20 protein-coding genes and 1 tRNA gene are annotated in these 22,046 nt (G+C 72.7%); 3 read left to right on the plus strand and 18 right to left on the minus strand.

Features of this window, described 5'->3' with window-relative positions:
- The first annotated feature begins 24 nt into the window (after positions 1–24).
- Positions 25–98: transfer RNA gene (locus ACO06A_RS06165), tRNA-Pro, on the plus strand.
- Between the two features lie 57 nt (positions 99–155).
- Here the strand turns inward: ACO06A_RS06165 and ACO06A_RS06170 are convergent.
- From ACO06A_RS06170 to ACO06A_RS06220, 11 genes are all read right to left on the minus strand, one after another.
- Positions 156–1,019: a DUF4097 family beta strand repeat-containing protein gene (locus ACO06A_RS06170; RefSeq protein ID WP_421735157.1), complete on the minus strand. Its 864-nt coding sequence runs from the start codon at positions 1,017–1,019 to the stop codon at positions 156–158.
- Positions 1,016–1,684: a response regulator gene (locus tag ACO06A_RS06175; protein ID WP_421735158.1), complete on the minus strand. Its 669-nt coding sequence runs from the start codon at positions 1,682–1,684 to the stop codon at positions 1,016–1,018. Before ACO06A_RS06175 ends, ACO06A_RS06170 begins: the two co-directional genes overlap by 4 nt.
- Complete coding sequence (locus ACO06A_RS06180; protein ID WP_421735159.1) at positions 1,672–3,012, minus strand: sensor histidine kinase; 1,341 nt, start codon at positions 3,010–3,012, stop codon at positions 1,672–1,674. Before ACO06A_RS06180 ends, ACO06A_RS06175 begins: the two co-directional genes overlap by 13 nt.
- Positions 3,013–3,142: 130 nt before the next feature.
- Positions 3,143–6,427, minus strand: coding sequence for a glycoside hydrolase family 48 protein (locus ACO06A_RS06185; RefSeq protein ID WP_421735160.1), 3,285 nt, complete (start codon positions 6,425–6,427; stop codon positions 3,143–3,145).
- Between the two features lie 244 nt (positions 6,428–6,671).
- Positions 6,672–7,436, minus strand: coding sequence for an ABC transporter permease (locus ACO06A_RS06190; protein WP_421735161.1), 765 nt, complete (start codon positions 7,434–7,436; stop codon positions 6,672–6,674).
- Positions 7,437–7,438: 2 nt separating this feature from the next.
- Positions 7,439–8,338 carry an ABC transporter ATP-binding protein gene (locus tag ACO06A_RS06195; protein WP_421735162.1) on the minus strand — a complete coding sequence of 300 codons (900 nt, stop codon included), beginning with the start codon at positions 8,336–8,338 and terminating at the stop codon, positions 7,439–7,441.
- 69 nt (positions 8,339–8,407) lie between these two features.
- Positions 8,408–9,148 (minus strand): hypothetical protein, encoded by a 741-nt coding sequence (locus tag ACO06A_RS06200; protein ID WP_421735163.1) that lies wholly within the window; start codon positions 9,146–9,148, stop codon positions 8,408–8,410.
- Positions 9,145–10,056, minus strand: a complete 912-nt coding sequence (locus ACO06A_RS06205; RefSeq protein ID WP_421735164.1) for an ATP-binding cassette domain-containing protein — start codon at positions 10,054–10,056, stop codon at positions 9,145–9,147. The genes ACO06A_RS06200 and ACO06A_RS06205 overlap by 4 nt, the downstream gene beginning before the upstream one ends.
- A complete protein-coding gene (locus tag ACO06A_RS06210) occupies positions 10,053–10,412 on the minus strand; it encodes a GntR family transcriptional regulator (protein WP_421735165.1) in 360 nt (119 codons plus the stop codon). The genes ACO06A_RS06205 and ACO06A_RS06210 overlap by 4 nt, the downstream gene beginning before the upstream one ends.
- A gap of 199 nt (positions 10,413–10,611) precedes the next feature.
- Entirely contained in the window at positions 10,612–11,661 is a 1,050-nt protein-coding gene (locus tag ACO06A_RS06215) for an aspartate-semialdehyde dehydrogenase (RefSeq protein WP_421735166.1), read from the minus strand.
- Positions 11,662–11,665: 4 nt separating this feature from the next.
- Positions 11,666–12,940: an aspartate kinase gene (locus tag ACO06A_RS06220; RefSeq protein WP_421735167.1), complete on the minus strand. Its 1,275-nt coding sequence runs from the start codon at positions 12,938–12,940 to the stop codon at positions 11,666–11,668.
- 172 nt (positions 12,941–13,112) lie between these two features.
- Between ACO06A_RS06220 and ACO06A_RS06225 the strand changes: the two genes are divergently transcribed.
- The gene (locus tag ACO06A_RS06225; protein ID WP_421735168.1) at positions 13,113–14,096 is read left to right on the plus strand and encodes an ABC transporter ATP-binding protein; all 984 of its coding nucleotides are present in this window, start codon (positions 13,113–13,115) and stop codon (positions 14,094–14,096) included.
- The gene (locus ACO06A_RS06230; protein WP_421735169.1) at positions 14,093–15,226 is read left to right on the plus strand and encodes an ABC transporter permease; all 1,134 of its coding nucleotides are present in this window, start codon (positions 14,093–14,095) and stop codon (positions 15,224–15,226) included. Before ACO06A_RS06225 ends, ACO06A_RS06230 begins: the two co-directional genes overlap by 4 nt.
- 112 nt (positions 15,227–15,338) lie before the next feature.
- Here the strand turns inward: ACO06A_RS06230 and ACO06A_RS06235 are convergent, their stop codons facing one another.
- The 7 genes from ACO06A_RS06235 to ACO06A_RS06265 are packed head-to-tail and all read right to left on the minus strand — an operon-like array spanning position 15,339 to position 21,856.
- Positions 15,339–15,827 (minus strand): GNAT family N-acetyltransferase, encoded by a 489-nt coding sequence (locus tag ACO06A_RS06235; RefSeq protein WP_421735170.1) that lies wholly within the window; start codon positions 15,825–15,827, stop codon positions 15,339–15,341.
- A 55-nt stretch (positions 15,828–15,882) separates the two neighbouring features.
- Positions 15,883–16,449: a DUF5063 domain-containing protein gene (locus ACO06A_RS06240; protein ID WP_421735171.1), complete on the minus strand. Its 567-nt coding sequence runs from the start codon at positions 16,447–16,449 to the stop codon at positions 15,883–15,885.
- Between the two features lie 13 nt (positions 16,450–16,462).
- Entirely contained in the window at positions 16,463–17,062 is a 600-nt protein-coding gene (recR, locus tag ACO06A_RS06245) for a recombination mediator RecR (RefSeq protein WP_421735172.1), read from the minus strand.
- 10 nt (positions 17,063–17,072) lie between these two features.
- The gene (locus tag ACO06A_RS06250; RefSeq protein ID WP_421735173.1) at positions 17,073–17,501 is read right to left on the minus strand and encodes a VOC family protein; all 429 of its coding nucleotides are present in this window, start codon (positions 17,499–17,501) and stop codon (positions 17,073–17,075) included.
- A complete protein-coding gene (locus ACO06A_RS06255; RefSeq protein ID WP_421735174.1) occupies positions 17,498–19,774 on the minus strand; it encodes a DNA polymerase III subunit gamma and tau in 2,277 nt (758 codons plus the stop codon). Before ACO06A_RS06255 ends, ACO06A_RS06250 begins: the two co-directional genes overlap by 4 nt.
- Positions 19,775–19,808: 34 nt before the next feature.
- A complete protein-coding gene (locus ACO06A_RS06260; RefSeq protein ID WP_421735175.1) occupies positions 19,809–21,167 on the minus strand; it encodes an FtsX-like permease family protein in 1,359 nt (452 codons plus the stop codon).
- On the minus strand, positions 21,164–21,856 hold the full coding sequence (locus ACO06A_RS06265; protein ID WP_421735176.1) for an ABC transporter ATP-binding protein: 693 nt from the start codon (positions 21,854–21,856) through the stop codon (positions 21,164–21,166). Before ACO06A_RS06265 ends, ACO06A_RS06260 begins: the two co-directional genes overlap by 4 nt.
- Positions 21,857–22,046: the final 190 nt, after the last annotated feature.

The following is a 22,046-nucleotide window of genomic DNA, read 5'->3' on the forward strand; positions in this document are numbered from 1 at the left end:
GTCGGCTATCCTTACCAGGCTCCACGGGGTGTGGCGCAGCTTGGTAGCGCGCTTCGTTCGGGACGAAGAGGTCGTGGGTTCGAATCCCGCCACCCCGACAGACGAGAAGGGCCCCTGATCAGCAGATCTGCTGATCAGGGGCCCTTCTCGCGTGGTCAGCCCCGCGGCTGCAGGTAGGCGGCGTGACCGTCGGCGACGCGGATCCGGACGTGGGTGGACGAGGTCGGGTCGACCGGCCCCTCGACCGTCTGGCCGCCGTCGGCCGTGGAGATGTCGAGCGCCACGGGCTTGCCCGTCCCGTACACGGTGACGTCGCCGTCGCTCGCGTGGGCGTCGACGTCACCCCGGACGCCGGAGATCTCCGTGCGGCCGTCGCTGGCGCGGGTGGTGGCCGAGCCGGACACGTCGGAGACGGTGATCGCGCCGTCGGCGGAGGACACAGACACGGAGCCGCGGACGTCGCTGACGTCGGTCCGGCCGTCGGCGGTGCGGACCGTCACGTCCCCGTCGATGTCGGACACGTCGGTGTCGCCGTCGCTGGCGTGCACCTCGAGCGGACCCTGCAGGGCGGTCGCGGTGACGGAGCCGTCGCGGGCGCGGACGATCACGGACGTGCCCTCCGGGACCGTGACGTCCAGGGACGCGGTGCAGAAGCCGGGCCGCCACCAGTCGCAGAGGTACCGCACCCGCAGCTCGTCGGCCAGCTCGTCGACCGAGTAGTGCGCCCGGGTGAGGGCCGTGGTCGCGGTGCGCTCGACCTCGACACGCGAACCGCCGGTGGTCACGGTGACGTGGCCGTCGGCGACCAGCTCGACCACGGGTGCGGCCGCGTAGCTGGCACTGTCGGTGCGGGTCGTGGCGTCGTCGGAGCCCAGCACCAGCAGGTCGACGGCGCTGAAGCCGGCCGAGACCAGCAGGACGCCGCCGACGACGGCACCTGTCCAGGTCAGGGCGCGCGCCCCGGGGCTGCGGGGGGTCGGACCCGCGGGGGCGGCCGGCCGCTCCAGGGTGGTGGTCATGGTCGTTCTCCGATCGTGGGTTCGTGCTCCAACCAACGCAGGACGGCGAGCACGCGGCGGTGGTCGTCGGCGGCCTGCGGGAGGTCGAGCTTGGTGAGGATGGACGTCACGTGCTTCTCGACCGCCGGGAGCCCGACGACGAGGCGGTCGGCGATGGCCGCGTTGGAGCGGCCCTCCGCCATGAGACCGAGCACGTCCCGCTCGCGCGGGGTGAGGGTCTCGAGGCCCGAACGGCGGGTCCGGGCAAGGATCTGGGCGACGACCTCGGGGTCGATCACCGTGCCGCCGGCGGCCACGCGGCCGAGGGCGTCGAGGAACTCGTCCACGTCCGCCACCCGGTCCTTGAGCACGTAGCCGAGGCCGCGGACGTCCCCGGCGAACAGCTCGCGGGCGTACCGCTGCTCCACGTACTGCGACAGGACGAGCACCGGCAGGCGCTTGTGCAGGCTGCGCAGGTGCACGGCGGCCCGCAGACCCTCGTCGGTGTGCGACGGGGGCATCCGGACGTCGGTGACCAGCAGGTCCGGGAGGTCGTCGTCGGGCCCGAGGGCGGCGACGACCTCGTCGGCGGTGGTGTAGCCGATGACCTCGTGCCCCTCCGCGACGAGCAGCCTGGTCAGGCCGTCGAGCAGCAGGACCGAGTCCTCGGCGATCACGATGCGCACGGCACCTCCACGGTGAGTCGGGTGCCGGCTCCGGCCGGGCTGTCCAGGTCGAACGTGCCGTCGAGGGCGGCGACACGGCTGCGCAGTCCGTCGAGCCCGCTGCCGGGTGCCGCGGTCGCTCCCCCGCGGCCGTCGTCGGCCACGACGAGGCGCAGGCGGTCGTCCGGGCTCACCGTGGCGGTGACCGTGACCTGCTGGGCCTGCGCGTGCTTGGCGGCGTTGGTGAGTGCCTCGGCGGCGACGAAGTAGGCGGCGGCCTGCGCGGAGGTGCTGGCGCGGTTGAGGGCCGGTGGGTCGGGCACGTCCACGCGGACCGGGACCGGGCTGCGGGCGGCGAGCGCGGACAGGGCGGCGTCGAGCCCGCGGTCGGTGAGCACGGCCGGGTGGATGCCGCGGACCAGGTCGCGCAGCTCCGCCAGCGTCTCCTTGACCTCGCGGTGCGCGTGGTCGAGCGCCGCGGCGGCCTCCGGGTCGCTGGAGACCTTGCGCTTGGCGGCGCCCAGCTCGACGCCGAGCGCCACGAGTCGCTGCTGGGCGCCGTCGTGCAGGTCGCGCTCGATGCGGCGGCGCTCCTCGTCGGCGGCCCCCACGGCGGCGGTGCGGGTCTCGGTCAGCTGGACCGCGCGCCCCTCGGCCTGCGCGGCCCTGGCCTGCGCCTGCCGCGCGGCCTCGAGCGCCTCGGCCCGGGCGGAGGCGCCCAGCAATGACCGCCCCGAGCGGACGATCGCCAGCGAGCCGGCCTGGGAGGCAAGCGCGGCGACCCACGCGCAGACGAGGGCGCCCGGCACCATGAGGACCAGCGGGAAGGGCGGGTGGTTGAGCCCGTTCGTGGCGGCGATCACCGGGTAGACGAGACCGCCGAGCGCGAACCCGCCGGCGACGGTGACGACGACGCTCTGCACCGTGAGGATCGCACCGGCGACGACGACGTACGCACAGTGGCCCCAGGTGCGGCTGTCGGACAGGATCGCCCACCACGACGCCCACCACCCGTCGCGGCGCGGGTAGGTGGGCGCCGCGATCTCGACCGCGAGCTGCGCCTCGAGCCGCGCCCGCTCGAGCTGCGCGAACGGCCGGCCCGCCCACAGCGTGGCGACGAGCATGGGGATGCCGACCAGCAGAGGGATCAGGGAGACCGACAGGGAGACGGCCACGGCCAGGCCGATGAAGGCGACGAGGACGACGAACGAGCCGACGACCGTCTGGGAGATCCCCCGCCACGTCGCCACCGACACGGGGGCGGACGCGAGGGCGCGCAGGTCGGTGAACGCGGGGGCGACGACGCGCAGGTCGTCGGACACGCTGCTCGGGGACGTCGGTGAGGTCATGACAGTGACGCTAGGGGTCCGGGGCTGCGGGCAGACAGCCTGACCACCCACGAGCGCGGGGTGGGTTGTCCCTACCCCACGCAGGACGGGCCGGCCCTCGCAGGGGAGGACCGGCCCGTCCGTCACGCGACTAGCCGATGGTGCAGGTGGCGCCGTTCAGGGTGAACGCCGTCGGGTTGGTGTTGGTGCCCGTGTGGGAGCCGTTGAACCCGATGTCGACGCTCTGGCCGGCACCGAGGGTGCCGTTCCACGCGGCGTTCTTCGCGGAGACCGCCGTGCCGGACTGCGACCAGTCCGCGCTCCACCCCTGCGTGACCTTCTGGCCGTTGGCGAACGTGAACCCGAGGGTCCAGCCGTTGAGGGCCGTGGTGCCGGTGTTGGTCACCTTGACGGAGGCCGTGAAGCCCGTGTTCCAGCTGCTGGCGGTGTAGGCCACCTTGCAGGAGCTGGTCGTCGTCGGGGACTTCGTCGTCACCGAGAGGGCCGAGGACGCGGCGGAGACGTTGCCCGCGTTGTCCCGTGCCCGGACGGTGTACTGGTACGCCGTCGCCGCCGTGAGGCCGCTGTCCGTGTAGGACGCCGTGGTCGGCGTGCCGACCTTGGTGGTCCCCCGGTAGACGTCGTAGCCGGCGAGGCCCGAGCCACCCGTGTCCGTGGACGCGGTCCACGTGAGGGCGACGCTGGTCTCCGTGACGGTCGTCGCGACGAGGCCCGCGGGCACCGACGGAGCGATCGTGTCCACCGTGGTGGCCGGCAGCGTCGTCACCGACAGCGCGCTCGACGCCGCGGAGATGTTCCCCGCCACGTCACGCGAGCGCACCGTGTAGGAGTACGCCGTCGCCGCCGTCAGGCCCGTGTCGGAGTAGGACGTCGTCGTGGTGGAGCCGACCTTCGTCGTGCCCCGGTAGACGTCGTACCCGGCCACGCCGGAGCCGCCCGAGTTGTCGGTCGACGCCGCCCAGCTCAGCGTGAGGCTGTTCTGGGTGACCGCGCTCGCGGCGAGGCCCGTGGGGACGCTCGGCGCGACCGTGTCGGTCGGCGTGGCCTTCGTGGTGACGCTCAGCGCCGAGGATGCCGCCGACACGTTGCCGGCCACGTCCTTGGCCCGGACGGTGTACGAGTACGCCGTGGCCGGGGTCAGACCGGTCTCCGTGAACGACGTGGTGGTCGAGGAGCCGACCTTCGTCGTGCCGCGGTAGATGTCGTAGCCCGCGATGCCGGAGCCACCGGTGTTGTCGGTCGATGCCGTCCACGAGATCGTGGCCGACGTCGACGTGGTGGTGCCAGCGAGCAGGCCCGTCGGCACGGACGGTGCGGTGGTGTCGACCGGCGGGGGCGTGGTGCCCTCGAACAGCCGCGCGTAGTCACCGAGCGCACCCGCGATCGCGGTCTGTGCCCAGAACCGGTGGAACGTGAACGTCGGCGCCACGCCGGTGGCCAGAGCGGACTCGACCTTCGGCCAGCTCGGGTCGTTCTTGTACCAGGTGCGGATGTCCAGGAACGAGACACCCGGCTTGATGACATCACCGTTGGGCATCTTGCCCGTCCAGCCCGGCGGGACGTAGACGCCGTTGCCGCCGGCGACGTAGGTGTCGTCGAACCGCAGGAAGTCGCCACGGGTCTCCGGGCTGCCGACACCCAGGCTGTCCTGGTTGGTGGCCCAGATCGCGTCGAGCAGTGCCTTGGCCTTGTCACGCGACACGGTGTCGCCCGACTTGGCCGCGTAGAAGAGCAGTGCGCGGGCGGTGTCGCCGGCGACGCCGACGTCCTGGCCGTAGCTCTTGACCGAGACCGAGAGGCCGGAGTTGGCGCCCGGGTTGGCCTTGTTCCAGGTGTCCGGCTTGCCGGTCCATGTCAGCTCCGAGGGAACCTTCCAGTTGGCGCCGTCCGTGGAGATGTTCGCGACGACGAACGGGACCCACTTGTCGAGGATCTTCTTGGCCTGCGCGTTGCCGGAGGCGTAGTACAGCTCGGCGACGCGCTGGACGCCCCACGCCTGCATGCCGAACCACTGGTTCGACGGCGGGTCGTTGTAGACCGGGGCCTCGGTGTAGGCCTGGCCGTAGAACGTGGGCGTGCCGCTCGGGGGCGTCGCGTACGCGCCGTCCCAGCTGTTGGTCGCGCCACCGGCGATGAGGCCCTGGGGGGCCTGCAGCCACGTGTAGAACTCGAGCTGACGCTCCAACGACGTCGCCCAGTCGCTCTTCGCGGTCGGGGACTTCGGCGTCAGGGCCGAGTCGGTGGACAGCGCCCAGGCCGCGAGCGGGTTCTGGTAGCCGAAGTGCTCGTGCGACGAGCCGATGCGCCAGGCCCAGCCGGCCGACGAGTCGAGCGCGCCACCCCAGGCGTAGTACCAGGACTGCAGGTAGCTCGCGCTGGACCGGCCGGAGCCTGCGGGGCACGACGGCGAGGTGCAGCCCTGCGTCTTGAAGTACTTGTCGAACAGGGAGTAGCGCAGGTAGTCACCCATCTTGGCGGCCTTGGCGACCGTCCCGGCGACCTGCGACTGCTTGCCCTGGGCGGTGGCCCACTGGTTGGCCCAGTAGACGGCCTCGATCGCGCGTGCGTCGGCGTCGGGGGCGTTGGTGTACTTCCACTGCTTGGCGGGCGTGCCGGTGTCCTTGGTGAACAGGTCCAGGAAGCCGGCGGGGCCGCCGTACTTGAACTCCTCGCACGACGGCTGCGGGATGGTCTCCCAGACCGACTCCTGCGGGCCGCGCTGGAAGGTGTTGATGTAGGACGTGCCGGTCGCTGTCGGGCCGAGCTCGCAGCCCGCACCCGGGGTCGCGCCGAACCCGTACTTGTTGTCGACGTCGGCGAGCCAGTGCATGCCGTAGATGTCCGGCGTGCCGTAGGTCGACTTCAGCTCGGCCCCGATGGGGTCGCTGCCGGACGTCACGCCGCTGGTCAGCTGCGACGGGTAGCTGCTCGGGTGGTTGTACTCCGCCGCGTACGTGGCGGGGCTCGACGGGTTGTAGAACGAGTTCGTCGGCTGGTCCGCCGACGTCGGGATCATGTACTTCTCGAGGGTGTCCCACGCGTGGTTCAGCGGGGCCCAGTCCTCGGTCACCTGGCCGTACAGCGCCTCCAGCCAGACCCAGTAGGAGTACGCCTCCGACGTCGTCTCGTGGCCGTAGTCGGGAGCCTCGACGATGAGGGTCTCGACGGAGTGGTACGGGATGCCCTGCGGGCTGAAGTAGCCGTTGGCGGGGTCCTTGATCTTGTCGTACTGCGCGAGGAAGCGCTGCGCGTACTCGCCGGTGGGCGCCGCGGCCGCGACCGCGGCTGGTGCCGCGGCCGGGACGGCCGGTGTGGCGGCCATCGCGGGCTGAACCCCGCAGATGGCCAGCAGCGAAGCTGCGCTCAGGGTGGCCGTGGCCACCCAGGCAGTTCGCCGTCGGGTCGATGAGGACATCTACTCGTACCTTTCTGGCTGTCGGGCGCGCCCCCGCGACGTCGCGGGTACGCCCCGCGCCCCGCACGCAGGCGCGCGTGGGCGGTGACGGAGGTGCACGAAGGACTGGTCGACGGTGCCGGGGTGGCCCGCAACGGTGCGGGCTCCGGGCAGACGGCGGCCGGGTCGGCGCCCACTTTCCGGCGGTGCACAGCCAGCGTCCAGACTCCTAAACGATTCGAGTGGGAGCGCGACCACATCCCCGTCAGGACCACCGGAACAACCTGGCCGCCACCGGCACTCCGAGAACGGTCCACACTGCCATGACCAGCAACGACGAGGTCGGGAACGGCTGCCCCCACCACGCGGCGGCGAGCGCCTCGCTGCCCGCCCCGAGCGGGGTGTAGCCGGCGATCGTCTGGATCACGTCGGGCATCAGCGGCAGCGGGAGCCAGACCCCGGCGAAGAAGAGCGACGCGAAGTACACGCTCATCCCCCAGGCCGTGGCCGCGGCCGCGGTCGGTGCGAGGGCCGCGATCACGGAGCCGACCGCGAACGCCGACAGCACGGTCATCATGAGGGCGAGGAGAAGCACCAGCGGGTCCGCCGGCGCGGCGACCCCCACGACGGCGGCGCCGAGCACGTACATGAGCACCGCCGCGACCAGCAGCGCGCCCAGGTTCACCAGCACCTGCGCGACCAGGATCCGGGACGGCGGCACCGGGGTGGTGGACAGCCGCTTGAGGACGCCGCGGCCTCGGTAGTTGCCGATCGTCGTCGGGAAGGAGGACAGCGCGACCGTCGCGACCGCGAGGGCCAGGACGGTCGGGGCATAGCCGGTGATGCCGTTGACCTGCGACAGGACCGGGTCCTTGTCGTCGAACGGCTGGTCCGCCCACGGCATCACCAGGCCGAGCACGGTGAGCAGGACGGCGGGGAACAGGACCGCGAAGAACGCGCCGGACGGCTCCCGGAGGAAGAGGCGGGACTCGACGACGGTGAGGCGGGTGAGAGCACTGGTGCTGGACATGGTCAGACCTCCACGGTGCTGGTGAGTGCGACGAAGGCGTCCTCCAGCGAGCTCTGCTCGAGGCGCAGGTTCTCGGGGCGGATGCCGTGCTGGGCCAGCGCGACGAGCACGTCCTGCACGACGTTGTCCCGGCCGCGGGCCTCGATGGTGCCGTCGTCGGCGTGCGTGACGGTGGCGACGGTCTCCAGGAGCCCGACGGGCACTGGGCCCGACGGACGGAACCGCAGCACCTGCTCGGCGGTGGCTCGCGCGACCAGCTCCCCCGGCGTCCCCGTGGCCACGACGCGGCCGGCGTCGATCAGCGCGATCCGGTCACAGAGCCGCTCCGCCTCCTCCATGAGGTGGGTGACCAGCACGATCGTCACGCCCCGGTCGCGGATGCGCTCCACGACGTCCCAGGTGTCCCGGCGCGCGTGCGGGTCGAGCCCGGTGGTGAGCTCGTCGAGGATGGCCACCTGCGGGTTGCCGACGAGGGCCAGCGCCACCGACAGCCGCTGCTTCTGACCGCCCGACAGCTGGTCGAACCGCGCACCGGCCCGGTCGGTCAGGCCGAGCTCGTCGAGCAGCTGCGCCGGATCGGCGGGGTCCGGGTAGAACGACGCGTACAGGTCGAGGGCCTCGCGGACGACCAGCTTCGGCTGGAGCTGGCTCTCCTGGAGCTGCAGCCCGACGACCTCCCGCAGCCGGCTGCGGTCCCGAATCGGGTCGAGCCCGAGGACGCGGACCGTGCCGGAGTCGGCCTCGCGCAGGCCGCCGACGATCTCGACGGTGGTGGTCTTTCCGGCCCCGTTGCGACCCAGCACGCCGAAGATCTCGCCGCGCTGGACCTCGAGGCTGACGTCGTCGACGGCGACCGTGTCGCCGTAGCGCTTGTGCAGGTGCTCGACCTGGATGACGGGCATGGTGTCCCTCCAAAAGGGTGTGCGGTGCCGCGGGAGCGGCGCAGGCCGGTCCCGGGGCGGTGGACGGGGTCAGGAGGTGCGCTGCGGCACGGACGCGCCGCGCGTCAGGCGGTCGAACGCGAACGCCATGGCACCCGCGATCAGCAGGGCCGCAGCGGAGGCGACGAGGAGCGGCTGGTCCCCTCCGAACAACCCGGAGGTGGAGAAGGGGCCGGCGTCCTGCGCGAACAGGGCGAAGACCAGCAGGACGGGACCGGCGGTGAGCGGCAGGGCGACCGTCCCGAACCAGCCGCCGACGCGCTGGTAGGTCATCCCCACCAGCAGGCCGGACACGTAGGCGACGACGAAGATCAGCGTGGTGCTGACGATCACCGGTCCGATCCCCGACGAGGTGTAGGTGATGTCGTCCAGGATCCGCCACTGCCACCCGAACGCCGAGAAGACCGCGCGTTCGAGCAGGAGCAGACCGGCGAACGCACCCCCGTACACGAGGGCCGTCCCGGTCGCGCCGATCAGCGACCCGAACGACAGGGAGCGGCGGGTCAGGCCGGCCGCGACGTGCACCGGCAGGTAGGCCGCCGTGATCGCGATGAGCACGGAGAACGGGAACCAGATCGCACCCTGCCGGGCGAACGCGACCACGCTGGTGTTGACCTCGCCCACCACGTTGATCACCACGAGAGCGGCGGTGATGACGATGGTCGCCATCAACCAGAACCATCCCGCCATGTAGAGGTTCATCCAGAACACCCAGGTCGCGGTGGCGCGGACCGAGCTGCGCGTGGGGACGCGTGCCGTGTCGATGCTCATCGGGACTCCTCCGTGCTCGGCCGCGTGGGCGCGGCCCCCTTCGGGCGGTCGGTCAGGTGGACGAAGAGGTCCTGGAGGGCCACCGGTCCCAGCTCGAGACCTGCCTGCGCGGCGCGGGCTGTGTCGTCCGGCCGGGTCCCGATGAGGGTCGCCTGGGCGGTGCGGCCGAGCTGCTGGCGCGCGACGACATCCCGGTCGGCCACGAACGCACTGACCGCCTCGGCCGCCCCCGTGACCGTGACGCCGCCGCTGCGCAGCGTGTCCGCGTCGGCGGCCGTCAGCACGCTGCCGCGGTCGAGCACGACGACATCCTCGAGCAGCCGCTCGACCTCACCGATCAGGTGGCTGGACAGGACGATCGTGCGCGGGTGCTCCAGCCAGTCGGCGAGCAGGACGTCGTAGAACGCGTACCGCGAGGGGGCGTCCATGCCGAGGTGCACCTCGTCGAGCAGGGTCAGCGGGGTGCGGCTCGCGAGCCCGACGACGACGCCGAACGCGGACCGCTTGCCACGGGACAGCTTGTTCGGCTTGGTGAGTGGGTCGAGCTCGAAGCGGTCCATCAGCGAGTCCGCCAGCTCACGGGAGAACAGCGGTCGGCGGTCGCCGAGGAAGTCGAGGGTCGCGTGCAGCTTCTGGTCGATCGGGACGTCGCCGCTCTCCCGCACCAGGCACGTGCCGGCCAGCACCCGCTCGTTCTCCCACGGCTCCTCACCGTCGACGAGCACGGTGCCGGACGTCTTGCGACGGAAGGCCGCCAGCACGGATAGCGCGGTGGTCTTGCCCGAGCCGTTCCGGCCGAGCAGCCCGGTGATCACCCCCGGCCGGATGCTGAACGACACGCGGTCGAGCGCAGTCGTCGAGCCGTAGCGCACCGTGAGGTCCCGGACCTCCACGCCGAACCCGCTCATCGCTGCTCCCCCGTCGTCAGCCGCGCGACGATCTCGTCCGTCGTGATGCCCAGCACGCGCGCCTGCTCGAGCATCGGCTCGACAACGTCCGCGAAGAACGTCGCCCGGCGCTGCTCGAGCAGCCGCTCACGAGCACCCTCCGCGACGAACATGCCGATGCCGCGGCGCTTGTAGAGGACGCCCTCGTCGACCAGCTCCGTGAACGCCTTGGCGGCGGTCGCGGGGTTGATCCGGAACGTGGTCGCGTACTGCGTGGTGGACATGACCTGCTCCTCCGCTCGGAGGGCCCCTGACAGCACGTCGGCGCGGATCTGGTCGGCGATCTGCAGGTACAAGGGGTCGCGGCCGTCGAACACGGTGGACCTCCCGCCCGTTCAGTGGTTCATTACATGACCAACTAACCACAGAACCGCGCACGCCACAAGACCCCGCGACGTCCGAGCAGATGTAGGCCCCAGCCCCCTGCTGCTCGGACGTCCGCACATTCGGTCGTCGGGACGCTCGAATGTGCGGACGTTGCGAGGAGGTGTGCGGACGCAGCAACGCCCAGCGGTGTCAGACGGCGGTGAGGCGCTGGGCGGCGACCAGCTCGGCGATTTGGACCGCGTTCAGCGCGGCGCCCTTGCGGAGGTTGTCGTTGCTGATGAACAGCGCGAGACCGCGGCCGCCCTCGACGCCCTCGTCCTGGCGCAGACGGCCGACGAACGACGGGTCCTTGCCGGCCGCGACGAGGGGCGTCGGCACGTCGGTCAGCTGGACACCGGGCGCGGTCGCCAGCAGCTCGGCCGCGCGCTCGGGGGTGATCGCGCGGTCGAACTCCGCGTTGATCGACAGCGAGTGACCCGTGAACACGGGCACGCGCACGCACGTGCCGGACACCAGCAGACCGGGCAGGTCGAGGATCTTGCGCGACTCGTGCCGCAGCTTCTGCTCCTCGTCGGTCTCGAACGAGCCGTCGTCGACCAGGTTCCCGGCCAGCGGGATGACGTCGAACGCGATCGGCGCGACGTACTTCACCGGCGCAGGGAGCGTCACGGCCGACCCGTCGTGCACCAGCGCGAGCGTGTCCTGCTCGACCGCGGCGCGGATCTGGCTGTCCAGCTCGTCGGCCCCCGCGAGGCCCGACCCGGAGACGGCCTGGTACGTCGAGACGACGAGCCTGCGCAGGCCGGCCTCGTCGTGGAGGACCTTGAGCACCGGCATCGCGGCCATCGTGGTGCAGTTCGGGTTGGCGATGATGCCCTTGGCGGCATCCGCGAGCGCACCCGGATTCACCTCGGACACGATGAGCGGGACCTCGGGGTCGCGACGCCACGCCGAGGAGTTGTCGATGACCAGCGCGCCGGCGGCGGCGAACCGCGGGGCGTGGACCTTCGACGCGGCACCACCGGCGGAGAACAGGGCGACGTCGATGCCGGACAGGTCCTGCGTCTCGACGTCCTCCACGACGACGTCCGCGCCCTTCCACGGCAGGGTCGTGCCGGCGGAGCGCGCGGACGCGAAGTAGCGGATCGAGTCGACCGGGAAGTCGCGCTCGTCGAGCAGCCGCCGCATGACCGCGCCGACCTGGCCGGTGGCGCCGACCACCGCGATGTTCAGTCCCATGGCCCTACCGTCCCGTCCCGCCGTACACGACGGCCTCGTCTTCCGTGGAGTCCAGCTCGAACGCGGTGTGCACCGCGCGGACGGCCTCGTCGAGCGAGTCCGCGCGGGTGACGACCGAGATCCGGATCTCCGACGTCGAGATCATCTCGATGTTGATGCCGGCGTCCGACAGGGCTGCGAACAGCTTCGCGGAGACGCCGGGGTGCGACTTCATGCCCGCGCCGATGAGCGAGAGCTTGCCGATCGTGTCGTCGTACTGGAGCGACGCGAAGCCGATGTCGGGCTGGTGCTCGGTCAGCGCGGCCGTGCCGGCGGCGCCGTCGGTGGCGGGCAGCGTGAAGGAGATGTCCGTGAGCCCCGTCGCGGCGACCGACACGTTCTGCACGATCATGTCGATGTTCACGCCGGCGGCGGCGACCACCTGGAAGATGCGGGCGGCCTTGCCCGGCACGTCCGGGACGCCGACGACCGTGATCTTGGCCTCGCTGCGGTCGTGCGCGACGCCGGCGATGATCGGCTGTTCCACAATCTCTCCTTCGGCAGCGGGCTGGTCCGTCACCAGGGTGCCCGTATGAGTGGTGAACGACGAGCGCACGTGGATCGGTACCCCGTACCGCCGGGCGTACTCGACGCAGCGCAGGACCAGCACCTTGGCACCGCTGGCCGCGAGCTCGAGCATCTCGTCGTAGCTGACCCGGTCGAGCTTGCGGGCGTTCGGCACGATGCGCGGGTCCGCGGTGAACACGCCGTCGACGTCCGTGTAGATCTCGCAGACGTCGGCCTTGAGGGACGCCGCGAGCGCGACCGCCGTGGTGTCAGAGCCGCCGCGCCCGAGCGTGGTGACGTCGTTGGTGGTCGGGTTGACGCCCTGGAAGCCGGCGACGATGGCCACCGACCCCTGCGCGAGCGTCTGCCGGATGCGGCTGGGCGTGACGTCGATGATCCGCGCCTTGCCGTACGACTCGTCGGTGATCACCCCGGCCTGCTGGCCCGTGAACGACTTGGCGTCGACGCCCAGGTTGTTGATCGCCATGGCCAGCAGCGACATCGAGATGCGCTCGCCGGCGGTCAGCAGGATGTCCATCTCGCGCTGCGGCGGCATCGGGGTGATCTGCTGGGCCAGGTCGATGAGCTCGTCCGTGGTGTCGCCCATGGCGCTGACCACCACGACGACGTCGTGACCGGCGCGCTTGGCCTCGGCCACCCGCTTCGCGACGCGCTTGATGCTGGCGGCGTCGGCGACGGAGGAACCGCCGTACTTCTGCACGATCAAGGCCACGGGGGAGCTCTTTCGCGGGCTCGGACAGGACCGGGCGAGTGTACGTGCGTGCCCATCTGGTGGGCAGCGAGTTTCAGATGGCGGATCACCGTGGCTCGCCCTGCACAGCACCTGCACAGACGCGGACCTGGAACCCTCCCCCGGCCCACCGGTCGAGGCCTAGGTTGGCGCCATGTCGAGCACCGTCGATGACGACACCGCGGCCGCGCCACCTCCGTCCTCCGTCGCGCCGGGCGACGGCATCGCCGTGCAGGGTCTGCATCGTGCCTTCGGGCAGGTCAAGGCGCTCGACGGCGTCGACCTGACCGCGCGCGCCGGGGCGGTCACCGCGCTCGTCGGCCCCAACGGCTCCGGCAAGACCACGCTGCTGCTGGTGCTCGCCGGCCTCCTCGTCCCCGACGCCGGCCGGGTCCGGGTGGCCGGCCACGACCCCGTCACGCACGGCGCGGCGGCCCGCGCGAGGACCGGTTGGATGCCCGACACGTTCGGCACGTGGGACTCCCTGACCGCCCGCGAGGTGCTGCTGACCTTCGCCGCCACGTACCGGCTGTCGGAGGCCGTCGCACAGGCCCGGGTCGCCGAGCTGCTGGCCACCGTCCACCTCACCGAGCTCGCCGACCGGCCCGCGAGCGTCCTGTCACGCGGCCAGAAGCAGCGGCTCGGCCTGGCCCGCGCGCTGGTGCACGACCCGGCAGTGCTGCTCCTCGACGAGCCCGCCAGCGGCCTCGACCCGCGCTCGCGCGTGGACCTGCGGATCCTGCTGCGCCGCCTCGCCGACGAGGGCCGCACCGTGCTCGTCTCCAGCCACGTGCTCTCCGAGCTCGACGAGATGGCCGACGACGCGGTCTTCCTCTCCCGCGGCCGCACCGTCGTGCCCGACGCCGGCCCCGAAGGCGGTCGCTCCTGGCACGTCCGCGCGCTGTCCGTCGAGGCGCTCACCGCCTGGCTGACCAGCACCGGCGCGGCGTGGCGGCCCGACGAGGCACCCGACTCCCCCACCGGCTCCGGCGGCGTGCTGCTCGAGCTCGACGGTGAGCAGGGCGCCGCGCGGCTGATCCGCGACGCCGTGACCGCCGGGGTCGCGCTGGTGTCGGTGGTGCCGGCCGGCGGCGCGCTCGAACAGGCCTATCTGACCCTCGAGGAGGACCGGCGATGACGATGTCCGAGGTCGAGCTCGACCCCGAGCCGTCGACGACTCCCCCGAGGGCGCCCCGCTCGGCCACGTGGGGTCTGACGTGGCACGGCGTGCGGACGGTCGCCGTGCTCGAGCTGCGCCAGCGGGTGCGTTCCACGCGGTGGATCGTGGCGCTGATCGTGTGGTTCGTGGTGGTCGGCGGCATCACGCTGCTCACCTCCGGAGCGATCTCGAGGGTCACGTCGGACGAACCGTCGATCAACCCACCCTCCAACGGCCCGCTGCTGTTCGGCGCCGTGACGTTCCTCGTGCTCGGCCTCGGCCTCCTCGTCACGCCGACCCTGGCGTCGACCGGCATCAACGGGGACCGCAACGCCGGCACCCTGGCGACCCTGCAGGTCACGCTGCTGACCCCGGCCGAGATCGCCGCCGGCAAGCTGCTGGCCGCGTGGGCCGCCGCCTGCGCGTTCCTGGTGGCGAGCCTGCCGTTCCTCGGGATCGCCCTGGCGTTCGGCGGCACGCCCGGCACGGCCCTGCCACGCGTCGTGATCCTGATCGCGGTCCTGCTGGCCTCCGTGTGCGGGATCGGCCTGGGGTTCTCGGCGCTCACGGCCCGCACGGCCGGCTCGACCGTCCTCACGTTCCTCACGGTCGCCGCGCTGACCCTGCTGACCCCGATCCTGTTCGGGCTCACCTACCCGTCGATCTCGCGCACGCAGACCGTCGAGGTCTCGACCGTCCCCCCGGACTGGACCGGCGAGGTCGACGTCGAGTGCACGGTCCGGCTCGAGGAGCGGTCCGTCACCCACACGGAACGCACCTGGTGGCTGCTGGGCCTCAACCCGTTCGTCGTGCTGGCGGACGGCGCGGGCACGACCGAGTACACGAGCTTCTCCAGCAACACCAACGACCCGCTCGGGGCGATCCGGGACGGTGTCCGTGAGCTGCGTGCCGGTCCGACGATCCCGCTCGACGAGTGCTGGACGGACCAGACCTCGCTCGACGACCGTGAGCTGGCGATCTCGCGCACACCCGTCTGGCCCTGGGGGCTCGGCGCGATCGTGCTGCTGGGCGTCGGTGGGTTCGTCGTCGCGGTGCGTCGGCTGCACGTGCCCACCCGCACCCTCGCCCGCGGGACGCGCGTCGCCTGACGCTCGCTGTGGGAGGAGACTCCGGCCGGCCTCCACGACGTCGACACCGCGACCGTCGGGGGCCCCAGGAAGTCAGCGACGCGCACGAACGTTCGGAGCGCCCAGAGCAGGCTTACAGGTCGCGGGCGAAGCGCGTGATGACGGGTTCGAAGCCCAGGCCGCGGAAGAAGGCGTGAGCCTCCGCATTGAAGAGCCAGCTGTCCAGCCGCAGGCCGCTCAGCCCGCGATCTCGGGCGTAGGTCTCCGCAGCCGCGATCATCGCTGAGCCCACGCCGCGCCGACGGACGGCAGGGTCGACGGCAAGGTGGTGGATGTAGAGGGTGTGCTGCTCGGTGGTGAAGGGGTTGACGCCCCTGTGCGCTTCGACCGCGTACAGGTACCCGACCGGCTGTCCGCCCACCTCGGCGATCCAGACGATGTTGCCCTCGTCAGCCAGCTGTGCAGAGAAGAAGGTCTCCGCCACGGCGCGGTCGACGGTCACGAACTGGGCGGGTACGGCCTCGACGTGCAGACGCTGCACGTGCTCGTTGAGGGCAGCGATGATCCCGGCGTCGTCGGTGGTGGCGCGGCGCAGGTGGGCCCCGTCCTCAGTACTCGTCACGAGGGCTACCTTGCGCGACGGGACGCCCGTGGACAACGCCTTTGCACCCTGTAAGTCAGGGCTGCAGGGCGTCGTACTCCGCCTCGGCCGCGACGTCGTCCTCCACGTCCAGCCGCAGGTGCGCCAGCATCGTCTGGAGGGTGCGCAGGACGCTCGACGCGCGCTCGCCCCAGTCGGACAGGTAGGAGAACTGCCACCACCACAGGGCCTCGAGCACGCCGCCGGTCTCGTAGTGCCGCAGGCCCTGGGCCAGCGCCCCGGCGATCGCGACGAGGTCGCCGGAGACGCTGGCCGGCTGGACGTCGACCCCGAGCAGCGGGTCGACCACCTCGGCGTACTCGTCGATCCCCTCGAACACGTTGGCCAGGTTGGCCCGCAGCGGCTCGACGTCCGGGTCGGGACCCAGATCGGGCTCGAAGCGCTCCGAGGGGACCACGTCGGTCGTCGCACCCAGCCGGGCGCCGGCGGCGAGCACGTCGCTCACCGCGAGGAGCAGCAACGGCAGCGAGGCGTCCGGGTTGGACCCCGACGCGACCTCCGTGATGGTGGTCAGATAGCTGCGGGCCTCGGACGCGACCGCCTGGGCGATCTCGCGAAGATCCGCGTCTGCTGTGGTGCTCATGGTGCCTGCTCCCCTATGCGCTGATCCGTCGGCGACCCTCGAACGCGCGGCCGAGCGTGACCTCGTCGGCGTACTCCAGGTCCCCGCCCACCGGCAGGCCGGACGCGAGCCGGCTGACCGTCAGGCCCATCGGGACCAGCAGCCGCGCCAGGTACGTGGCCGTGGCCTCGCCCTCGACGTTCGGGTCGGTGGCCAGGATGACCTCGGTGACCGTGCCGTCCGCCAGCCGCGTCATCAGGCCGGCGATCCGCAGGTCGTCCGGGCCGACGCCCGCGATCGGGTTGATGGCCCCGCCGAGCACGTGGTACTTGCCGCGGAACTCGCGGGTCCGCTCGATGGCGACGACGTCCTTGGGCTCCTCGACGACGCAGATGGTCAGCGTGGAGCGGCGCGGGTCGCGGCAGATGCGGCACTGCGGCTCCTGCGCGACGTTGCCGCAGATCTCGCAGAACCGGACCCGCAGCTTCACCTCGGTGAGCGCGTCGGACAGCCGGCGGACGTCCGCCGGGTCCGCGGAGAGGATGTGGAACGCGATGCGCTGGGCGCTCTTGGGACCGACCCCGGGCAGTCGCCCGAGCTCGTCGATCAGGTCCTGGACCGCGCCTTCGTACACGCCAGCCAGCCTACGGGGTCGGCGGAGTCCCGCCGTCGGACGCCACCAGCTCCACCTCGAACCCCTGGGCATCCTCGAGGTAGGCCGCGTAGTGCTCCGGACCGCCCGCGTACGGGTGCCGGTCCGCGAACAGCAGCGACCAGCCGTGTGCAGCCGCGTCCCGGACCAGCGCGTCCACGTCCGCGCGCGAGCCGCCCCACAGGGCCAGGTGGTTCAGGCCGGGTAGGAGCCGGTCGTGCGGAGCCGACGCCACGTCCGGGCCCGACTCGAGCACCACGTACGGCCCCGGGTCGCGCGCCCAGCTGGCTCCGTCGGGCCACCGGTCGCGCACCGCGTAGCCCAGCCGCGTCAGCAGCCAGCCCCAGCTCCTCTCCGCCGCGTTCAGGTCCCGCACCCAGATCTCCAGGTGGTGGAGCGCACCGGGCGGCTCGTCGGTCACGACGAGCCGTCGTCCAGCTGCTCGTCGATGACGGTGCCACCGAGCATCTGGGCGACCAGCGGGGCGCCCATGAGGCTCGACGTGGTGATGTCCGGGTCGTCCGGCGACGGGTCGTCGGGCACGCCGGGCACCGACCTCGACGCCGACTCGCGCGCCGCGGCCATCCCGCGCTCGCGCGCGGTGCCGGGCGGCGGGGGGGCGATGTCCTGCGGCGGGGCGTCCGGGACGGCGGGCTCGCCGGGCTCGTCGTCCGGGGGCTCGGGCATCGGGGGCTCGTCGTCCCACGACGCCGCCGCCTCGGCCGGCGTCACCGCACGCGGGTTGGCGCGGTCGTCGGGTGCCGGCCGGGTCGAAGCCTGGGCGACCGGGGCAGCGCTCACCTGCTCCGCGAGGATGCCCTCGACCCGCACGTCGAACCCGAGGGTCTCCCGCACGGCCCGCGCGACGACGTCCGCGTGGGCCCCGTTGCGGAACGTGGTGGCCAGAGCCGGGTTGTCGAAAGCCACCCGCAGCGTGGTCGCGTCCAGCTCGGCGACCTGGGCGTTCCGGGGGTCGATGAGCGCCCACGTGACGCGGCGCAGGCCCTTGACCGTCTCCAGGACCTCCGGCCAACGGCGACGGAGGACCTCGGTGTCGGGGCCGCCGGAGGACGCGCGGGCGGGGGTCCGTGCAGGTGCCGGGGCGGCGGGCGGAGCCGACGCAGGAGCGGGCTCCGGGGTCTGCTCCGTGGCGACGGTAACCGGCTCGGGCTCGGGCTCCGGCACAGCGGCCGGCGAGGGTGCGGGGTCCCAGGGAGGGCTGTCGTCACCGTTCGCGTCACCGACCGTCGCCTGCTCGGCGAGGGTGTCGGGCTCCGCGGCGGCCGGGGCCGGTGGCGTCTCGTCGGCGGTCGGCCGGGCGGGCTCGGCCCGGGTCTCGGTGGGAGCGGGACGCGCCGGCTCGGGCTCAGGACGCTCCGTGGGGGCGACGACGCGCGGTGCCGTGGCGGGTACCTGCGGCGCAGGGACCGGGGGTGCGACTGCGGCGTGCGGCGAGGCGACCTGGGCAGCCGCGGGGGCCGGCGGGCCGGCGACCGGCACGCGCACCGCCGCGGCGCCGTCGGCGGGCAGGCCACGCTCGAGCCGGTCCAGGCGGGCGCCGAGGCCCGAGCGGGTGTCCTCCGCGGCGGGCAGCAGCAGACGTGCCATGAGCAGCTCGAGGTGCAGTCGCGGGGACGTCGCGCCGGTCATCTCGGTCAGGGCGGCGTTGCAGAGGTCGGCGGACCGGGACAGCTCCGAGGCGCCCAGGTGGCGGGCCTGCAGGCGCATGCGGTCGAGCTGGTCGGTCGGGACGTCGCGCAGGGCCGCGTCGGCCGCGTCACCCGAGGCCGCGATGACGATGAGGTCCCGCAGCCGTTCGAGCAGGTCCTCGACGAAGCGCCGCGGCTCGTGGCCGGTGGAGATCACGCGCTCCACCACGCGGAACGCCGAGGCGCCGTCGCGCGCCGCGACCGCCTCGACCAGGTCGTCGAGCAGCGACGCCTGCGTGTACCCGAGCAGCGCGGCTGCGCCCTCGTACCCGACCTCACCGCCGCCGGAGCCGGCGATCAGCTGGTCCAGCACCGAGAGCGTGTCCCGCACGGACCCACCGCCCGCGCGCACGACCAGCGGCAGCACGCCGGAGGCCACCGGCACGCGCTCGCTGTCGCAGAGCTGCTGGAGGTAGGGCACCAGCACGTCCGGGGGGACCAGCCGGAACGGGTAGTGGTGCGTGCGCGACCGGATGGTGCCGATCACCTTGTCCGGCTCGGTCGTCGCGAAGATGAACTTGATGTGCGGCGGCGGCTCCTCGACGATCTTGAGCAGCGCGTTGAAGCCCTGGTTCGAGACCATGTGGGCCTCGTCGAGGATGAACACCTTGTAGCGGTCCCGCGCGGGCGCGAACGTGGCGCGCTCGCGCAGCTCACGGGCGTCGTCGACACCGCCGTGGCTGGCCGCGTCGATCTCCACCACGTCCAGGCTGCCGGGTCCGCCGCGCGCCAGCTCGACGCAGGACGGGCACACGCCGCAGGGGGTGTCGGTGGGGCTCTCCTCGGTGTTCTCCGCGCAGTTCAGGATGCGGGCGAGGATGCGCGCGGAGGTCGTCTTGCCGCACCCGCGGGGGCCGGAGAACAGGTACGCGTGGTTGACCTGACCGCTGCGCAGCGCCTGCCGCAGTGGCGCGGTGACATGGTCCTGACCGATCACCTCGGCGAAGTTCTCGGGCCGGTAGCGCCGGTACAGGGCTGTCGTCACGCCACGAACCCTAGACGCCCTCGCCCACACACGTTCAGTCCGCCCGCACCACCGTGTCCGCCAGCACGGACCGGAGCAGCGGCCGGGACGTCTCGGTCGCCGCGTAGACCAGCGCGCACCCACCGACCAGGAACCCGACGAGCATCAGGGGTCCTTGCGGGGACGCCACGGCGGCCAGCCCGAGCAGCGGGAAGAACATGACGAGCGCGGTCAGCGCCGACCCCACGGCGACGAACAGCAGCGGCACCAGCACGGTGCGCCGACGGACGGAGTCGTGCAGCTCGACGGGGGTGCCGGCGAGGTTCTGCAGCGCGATCTCCCGGCGCCGGTCGAGCACGGATGCCGCCTGCGCGATCCCCGCGGACACGGCGGCGAGCAGGAAGGCGACGACGAGCGTCACCATCCCGCCGGTCACCAGGTCATCCATGAGGATCGCGCCCTGCGGGTCCTGCGAGGTGTCGATCGCCGTGATGGACGGCAGGACCGCGAGCGCCCCGGCCACGAACCCGGCGAGCCCGAGGCCGCCGACCACGCGCCACGCGGCCTTCGGGTCGTCGAGCAGCCGACGCGCGGCGAGCAGCCGGGCGGGCGTGGTCGCGCGACGCAGCTGCACCTTGCCGACGAGGCCGAGCGCCCAGGGGCCGACGGCGTTCAGGGTGGCGAAGCCGACGGCCAACGCCCCGATGAGCGCGGCCGCGGCCGCAGCACCGAAGGCACCGGCGACCGAGCTGACGATCATGAACGCGCCGATCCCGACGACGGCGACGACGGCGCGCAGCCAGGTCATCTTCTTGGGCGTCTCCCGCCGGGCGACGCCGAGCGGCGACACGCTCACGCGGCGCAGCGAGAAGGCCCCCGACAGCGCGGCCAGGACCGGCACCGCCACCAGCGCGATGGCGAGGCCCTCCCACCCGACCCACAGCTCGGCGACGCTGAACGTGGTGCCCTGGAACGGCAGCAGCGCGCACACCGGGAGCAGCGCGGCGTAGAGCAGGATGCCGAGGACCGCGCCGACGAGCCCCTGCCAGGCGGTCTCGGTGACGGTCAGGCCGACCACCTCGCGGGGCGTCGCGCCGAGGAGGCGCAGGGTGGCCAGGCGGGCGTCGCGACGAGCGACCCCCAGGCGTGCGGCGGCGCCGGCCAGCGTGATCAGGGGGACGACGAGGAGGACGACGGCGATCCACGCGAGGATCACGTAGACGCTGCGGTCGTCGCCCTGCCCCTGCGGGACCGGCAGCTCCGCACGGGACGCGAACCCCAGCAGGCCGCCGACGACGCTCAGGGTCAGGCCGGTGGTGACCGCGAACGCGGTGACCGCCAGGCCGGTGGTCACCCGGGCGTCGCGACCGCCGGCGCGCTGGAACCGGGGCGCGAGCGCGACGACCGCGTTCATCGCGGCACCTCGGCGGTCGCGCCGACGACGAGCCCGTCGCGGACCTCGATGCGGCGGTCGCACCAGTCGGCGACCTGGCTGTCGTGGGTGACGACGACGAGCGAAGCGCCGGCCGCCTTCGTCGTCTCGGTGAGGATCCGCATGACGTCGTGGCCGGTGGCCTGATCGAGGGCGCCCGTGGGCTCGTCGGCGAACACGACCGCGGGACCGGTGATCAGTGCCCGCGCCACGGCCACCCGCTGGGCCTGGCCCCCGGACAGCTCCCCCGGTCGGCGCCCCTCCATCCCGGCGAGCCCGAGCGAGGCCAGCCAGCGGCCCGCGAGCTCGGTGGCGTCGCGACGCGAGGTGCCGAGCAGCATGGCCGGCAGGGCGACGTTCTCGATCGCGGGCAGCTCGGAGAGCAGCTGGCCGAACTGGAAGACGAAGCCGTAGCGCTTCCGGCGCAGCAGCGAGCGCTCCCGGTCGGACAGCCGGCTGACCTCCCGCCCGTCGAGCGTGACCGTTCCTGCGTCCGGCGGGAGGATGCCGGCGAGGCAGTGCAGGAGGGTCGACTTGCCGGAGCCGGACGGGCCCATCACGGCGAGCGACTCGCCGTCGTGCAGGTCGACGTCGACGCCGGCGAGCGCGGTGGTGGAGCCGAAGCGCTTGACGAGGCCGCGGGCGGACAGGCGAGGCGTGGCGGTGTTCATGCCGCCAGGCTGCCGGGCCGCCCACCTGGCCCGCATCGGCCCCCGGACTGCCCTCCGGAGCCGCCGGGTGCGCCCACGGACGGACACGCGTCGTCCCCTGGCCGGACGCCCGGACCAGGCGCCCCGCACCGGGTGATCGTGCGGGGTGCAGTCATCGTGCGAATCACCGCGAAGACCACACGCCCGATGG

The organism is Cellulomonas sp. (assembly GCF_965229465.1).
In the GTDB taxonomy this organism is placed as follows: Bacteria; Actinomycetota; Actinomycetes; order Actinomycetales; family Cellulomonadaceae; genus Cellulomonas.

Bases quoted from the DNA above. Each gene is read 5' to 3' on its own strand.
- ACO06A_RS06170 (WP_421735157.1), bottom strand. From the start codon at position 1,019: ATGACCACCACCCTGGAGCGGCCGGCCGCCCCCGCGGGTCCGACCCCC.
- ACO06A_RS06180 (WP_421735159.1), bottom strand. From the start codon at position 3,012: ATGACCTCACCGACGTCCCCGAGCAGCGTGTCCGACGACCTGCGCGTC.
- ACO06A_RS06185 (WP_421735160.1), bottom strand. From the start codon at position 6,427: ATGTCCTCATCGACCCGACGGCGAACTGCCTGGGTGGCCACGGCCACC.
- ACO06A_RS06190 (WP_421735161.1), bottom strand. From the start codon at position 7,436: ATGTCCAGCACCAGTGCTCTCACCCGCCTCACCGTCGTCGAGTCCCGC.
- ACO06A_RS06195 (WP_421735162.1), bottom strand. From the start codon at position 8,338: ATGCCCGTCATCCAGGTCGAGCACCTGCACAAGCGCTACGGCGACACG.
- ACO06A_RS06200 (WP_421735163.1), bottom strand. From the start codon at position 9,148: ATGAGCATCGACACGGCACGCGTCCCCACGCGCAGCTCGGTCCGCGCC.
- ACO06A_RS06205 (WP_421735164.1), bottom strand. From the start codon at position 10,056: ATGAGCGGGTTCGGCGTGGAGGTCCGGGACCTCACGGTGCGCTACGGC.
- ACO06A_RS06215 (WP_421735166.1), bottom strand. From the start codon at position 11,661: ATGGGACTGAACATCGCGGTGGTCGGCGCCACCGGCCAGGTCGGCGCG.
- ACO06A_RS06225 (WP_421735168.1), top strand. From the start codon at position 13,113: ATGTCGAGCACCGTCGATGACGACACCGCGGCCGCGCCACCTCCGTCC.
- ACO06A_RS06230 (WP_421735169.1), top strand. From the start codon at position 14,093: ATGACGATGTCCGAGGTCGAGCTCGACCCCGAGCCGTCGACGACTCCC.
- ACO06A_RS06240 (WP_421735171.1), bottom strand. From the start codon at position 16,449: ATGAGCACCACAGCAGACGCGGATCTTCGCGAGATCGCCCAGGCGGTC.
- ACO06A_RS06260 (WP_421735175.1), bottom strand. From the start codon at position 21,167: ATGAACGCGGTCGTCGCGCTCGCGCCCCGGTTCCAGCGCGCCGGCGGT.
- ACO06A_RS06265 (WP_421735176.1), bottom strand. From the start codon at position 21,856: ATGAACACCGCCACGCCTCGCCTGTCCGCCCGCGGCCTCGTCAAGCGC.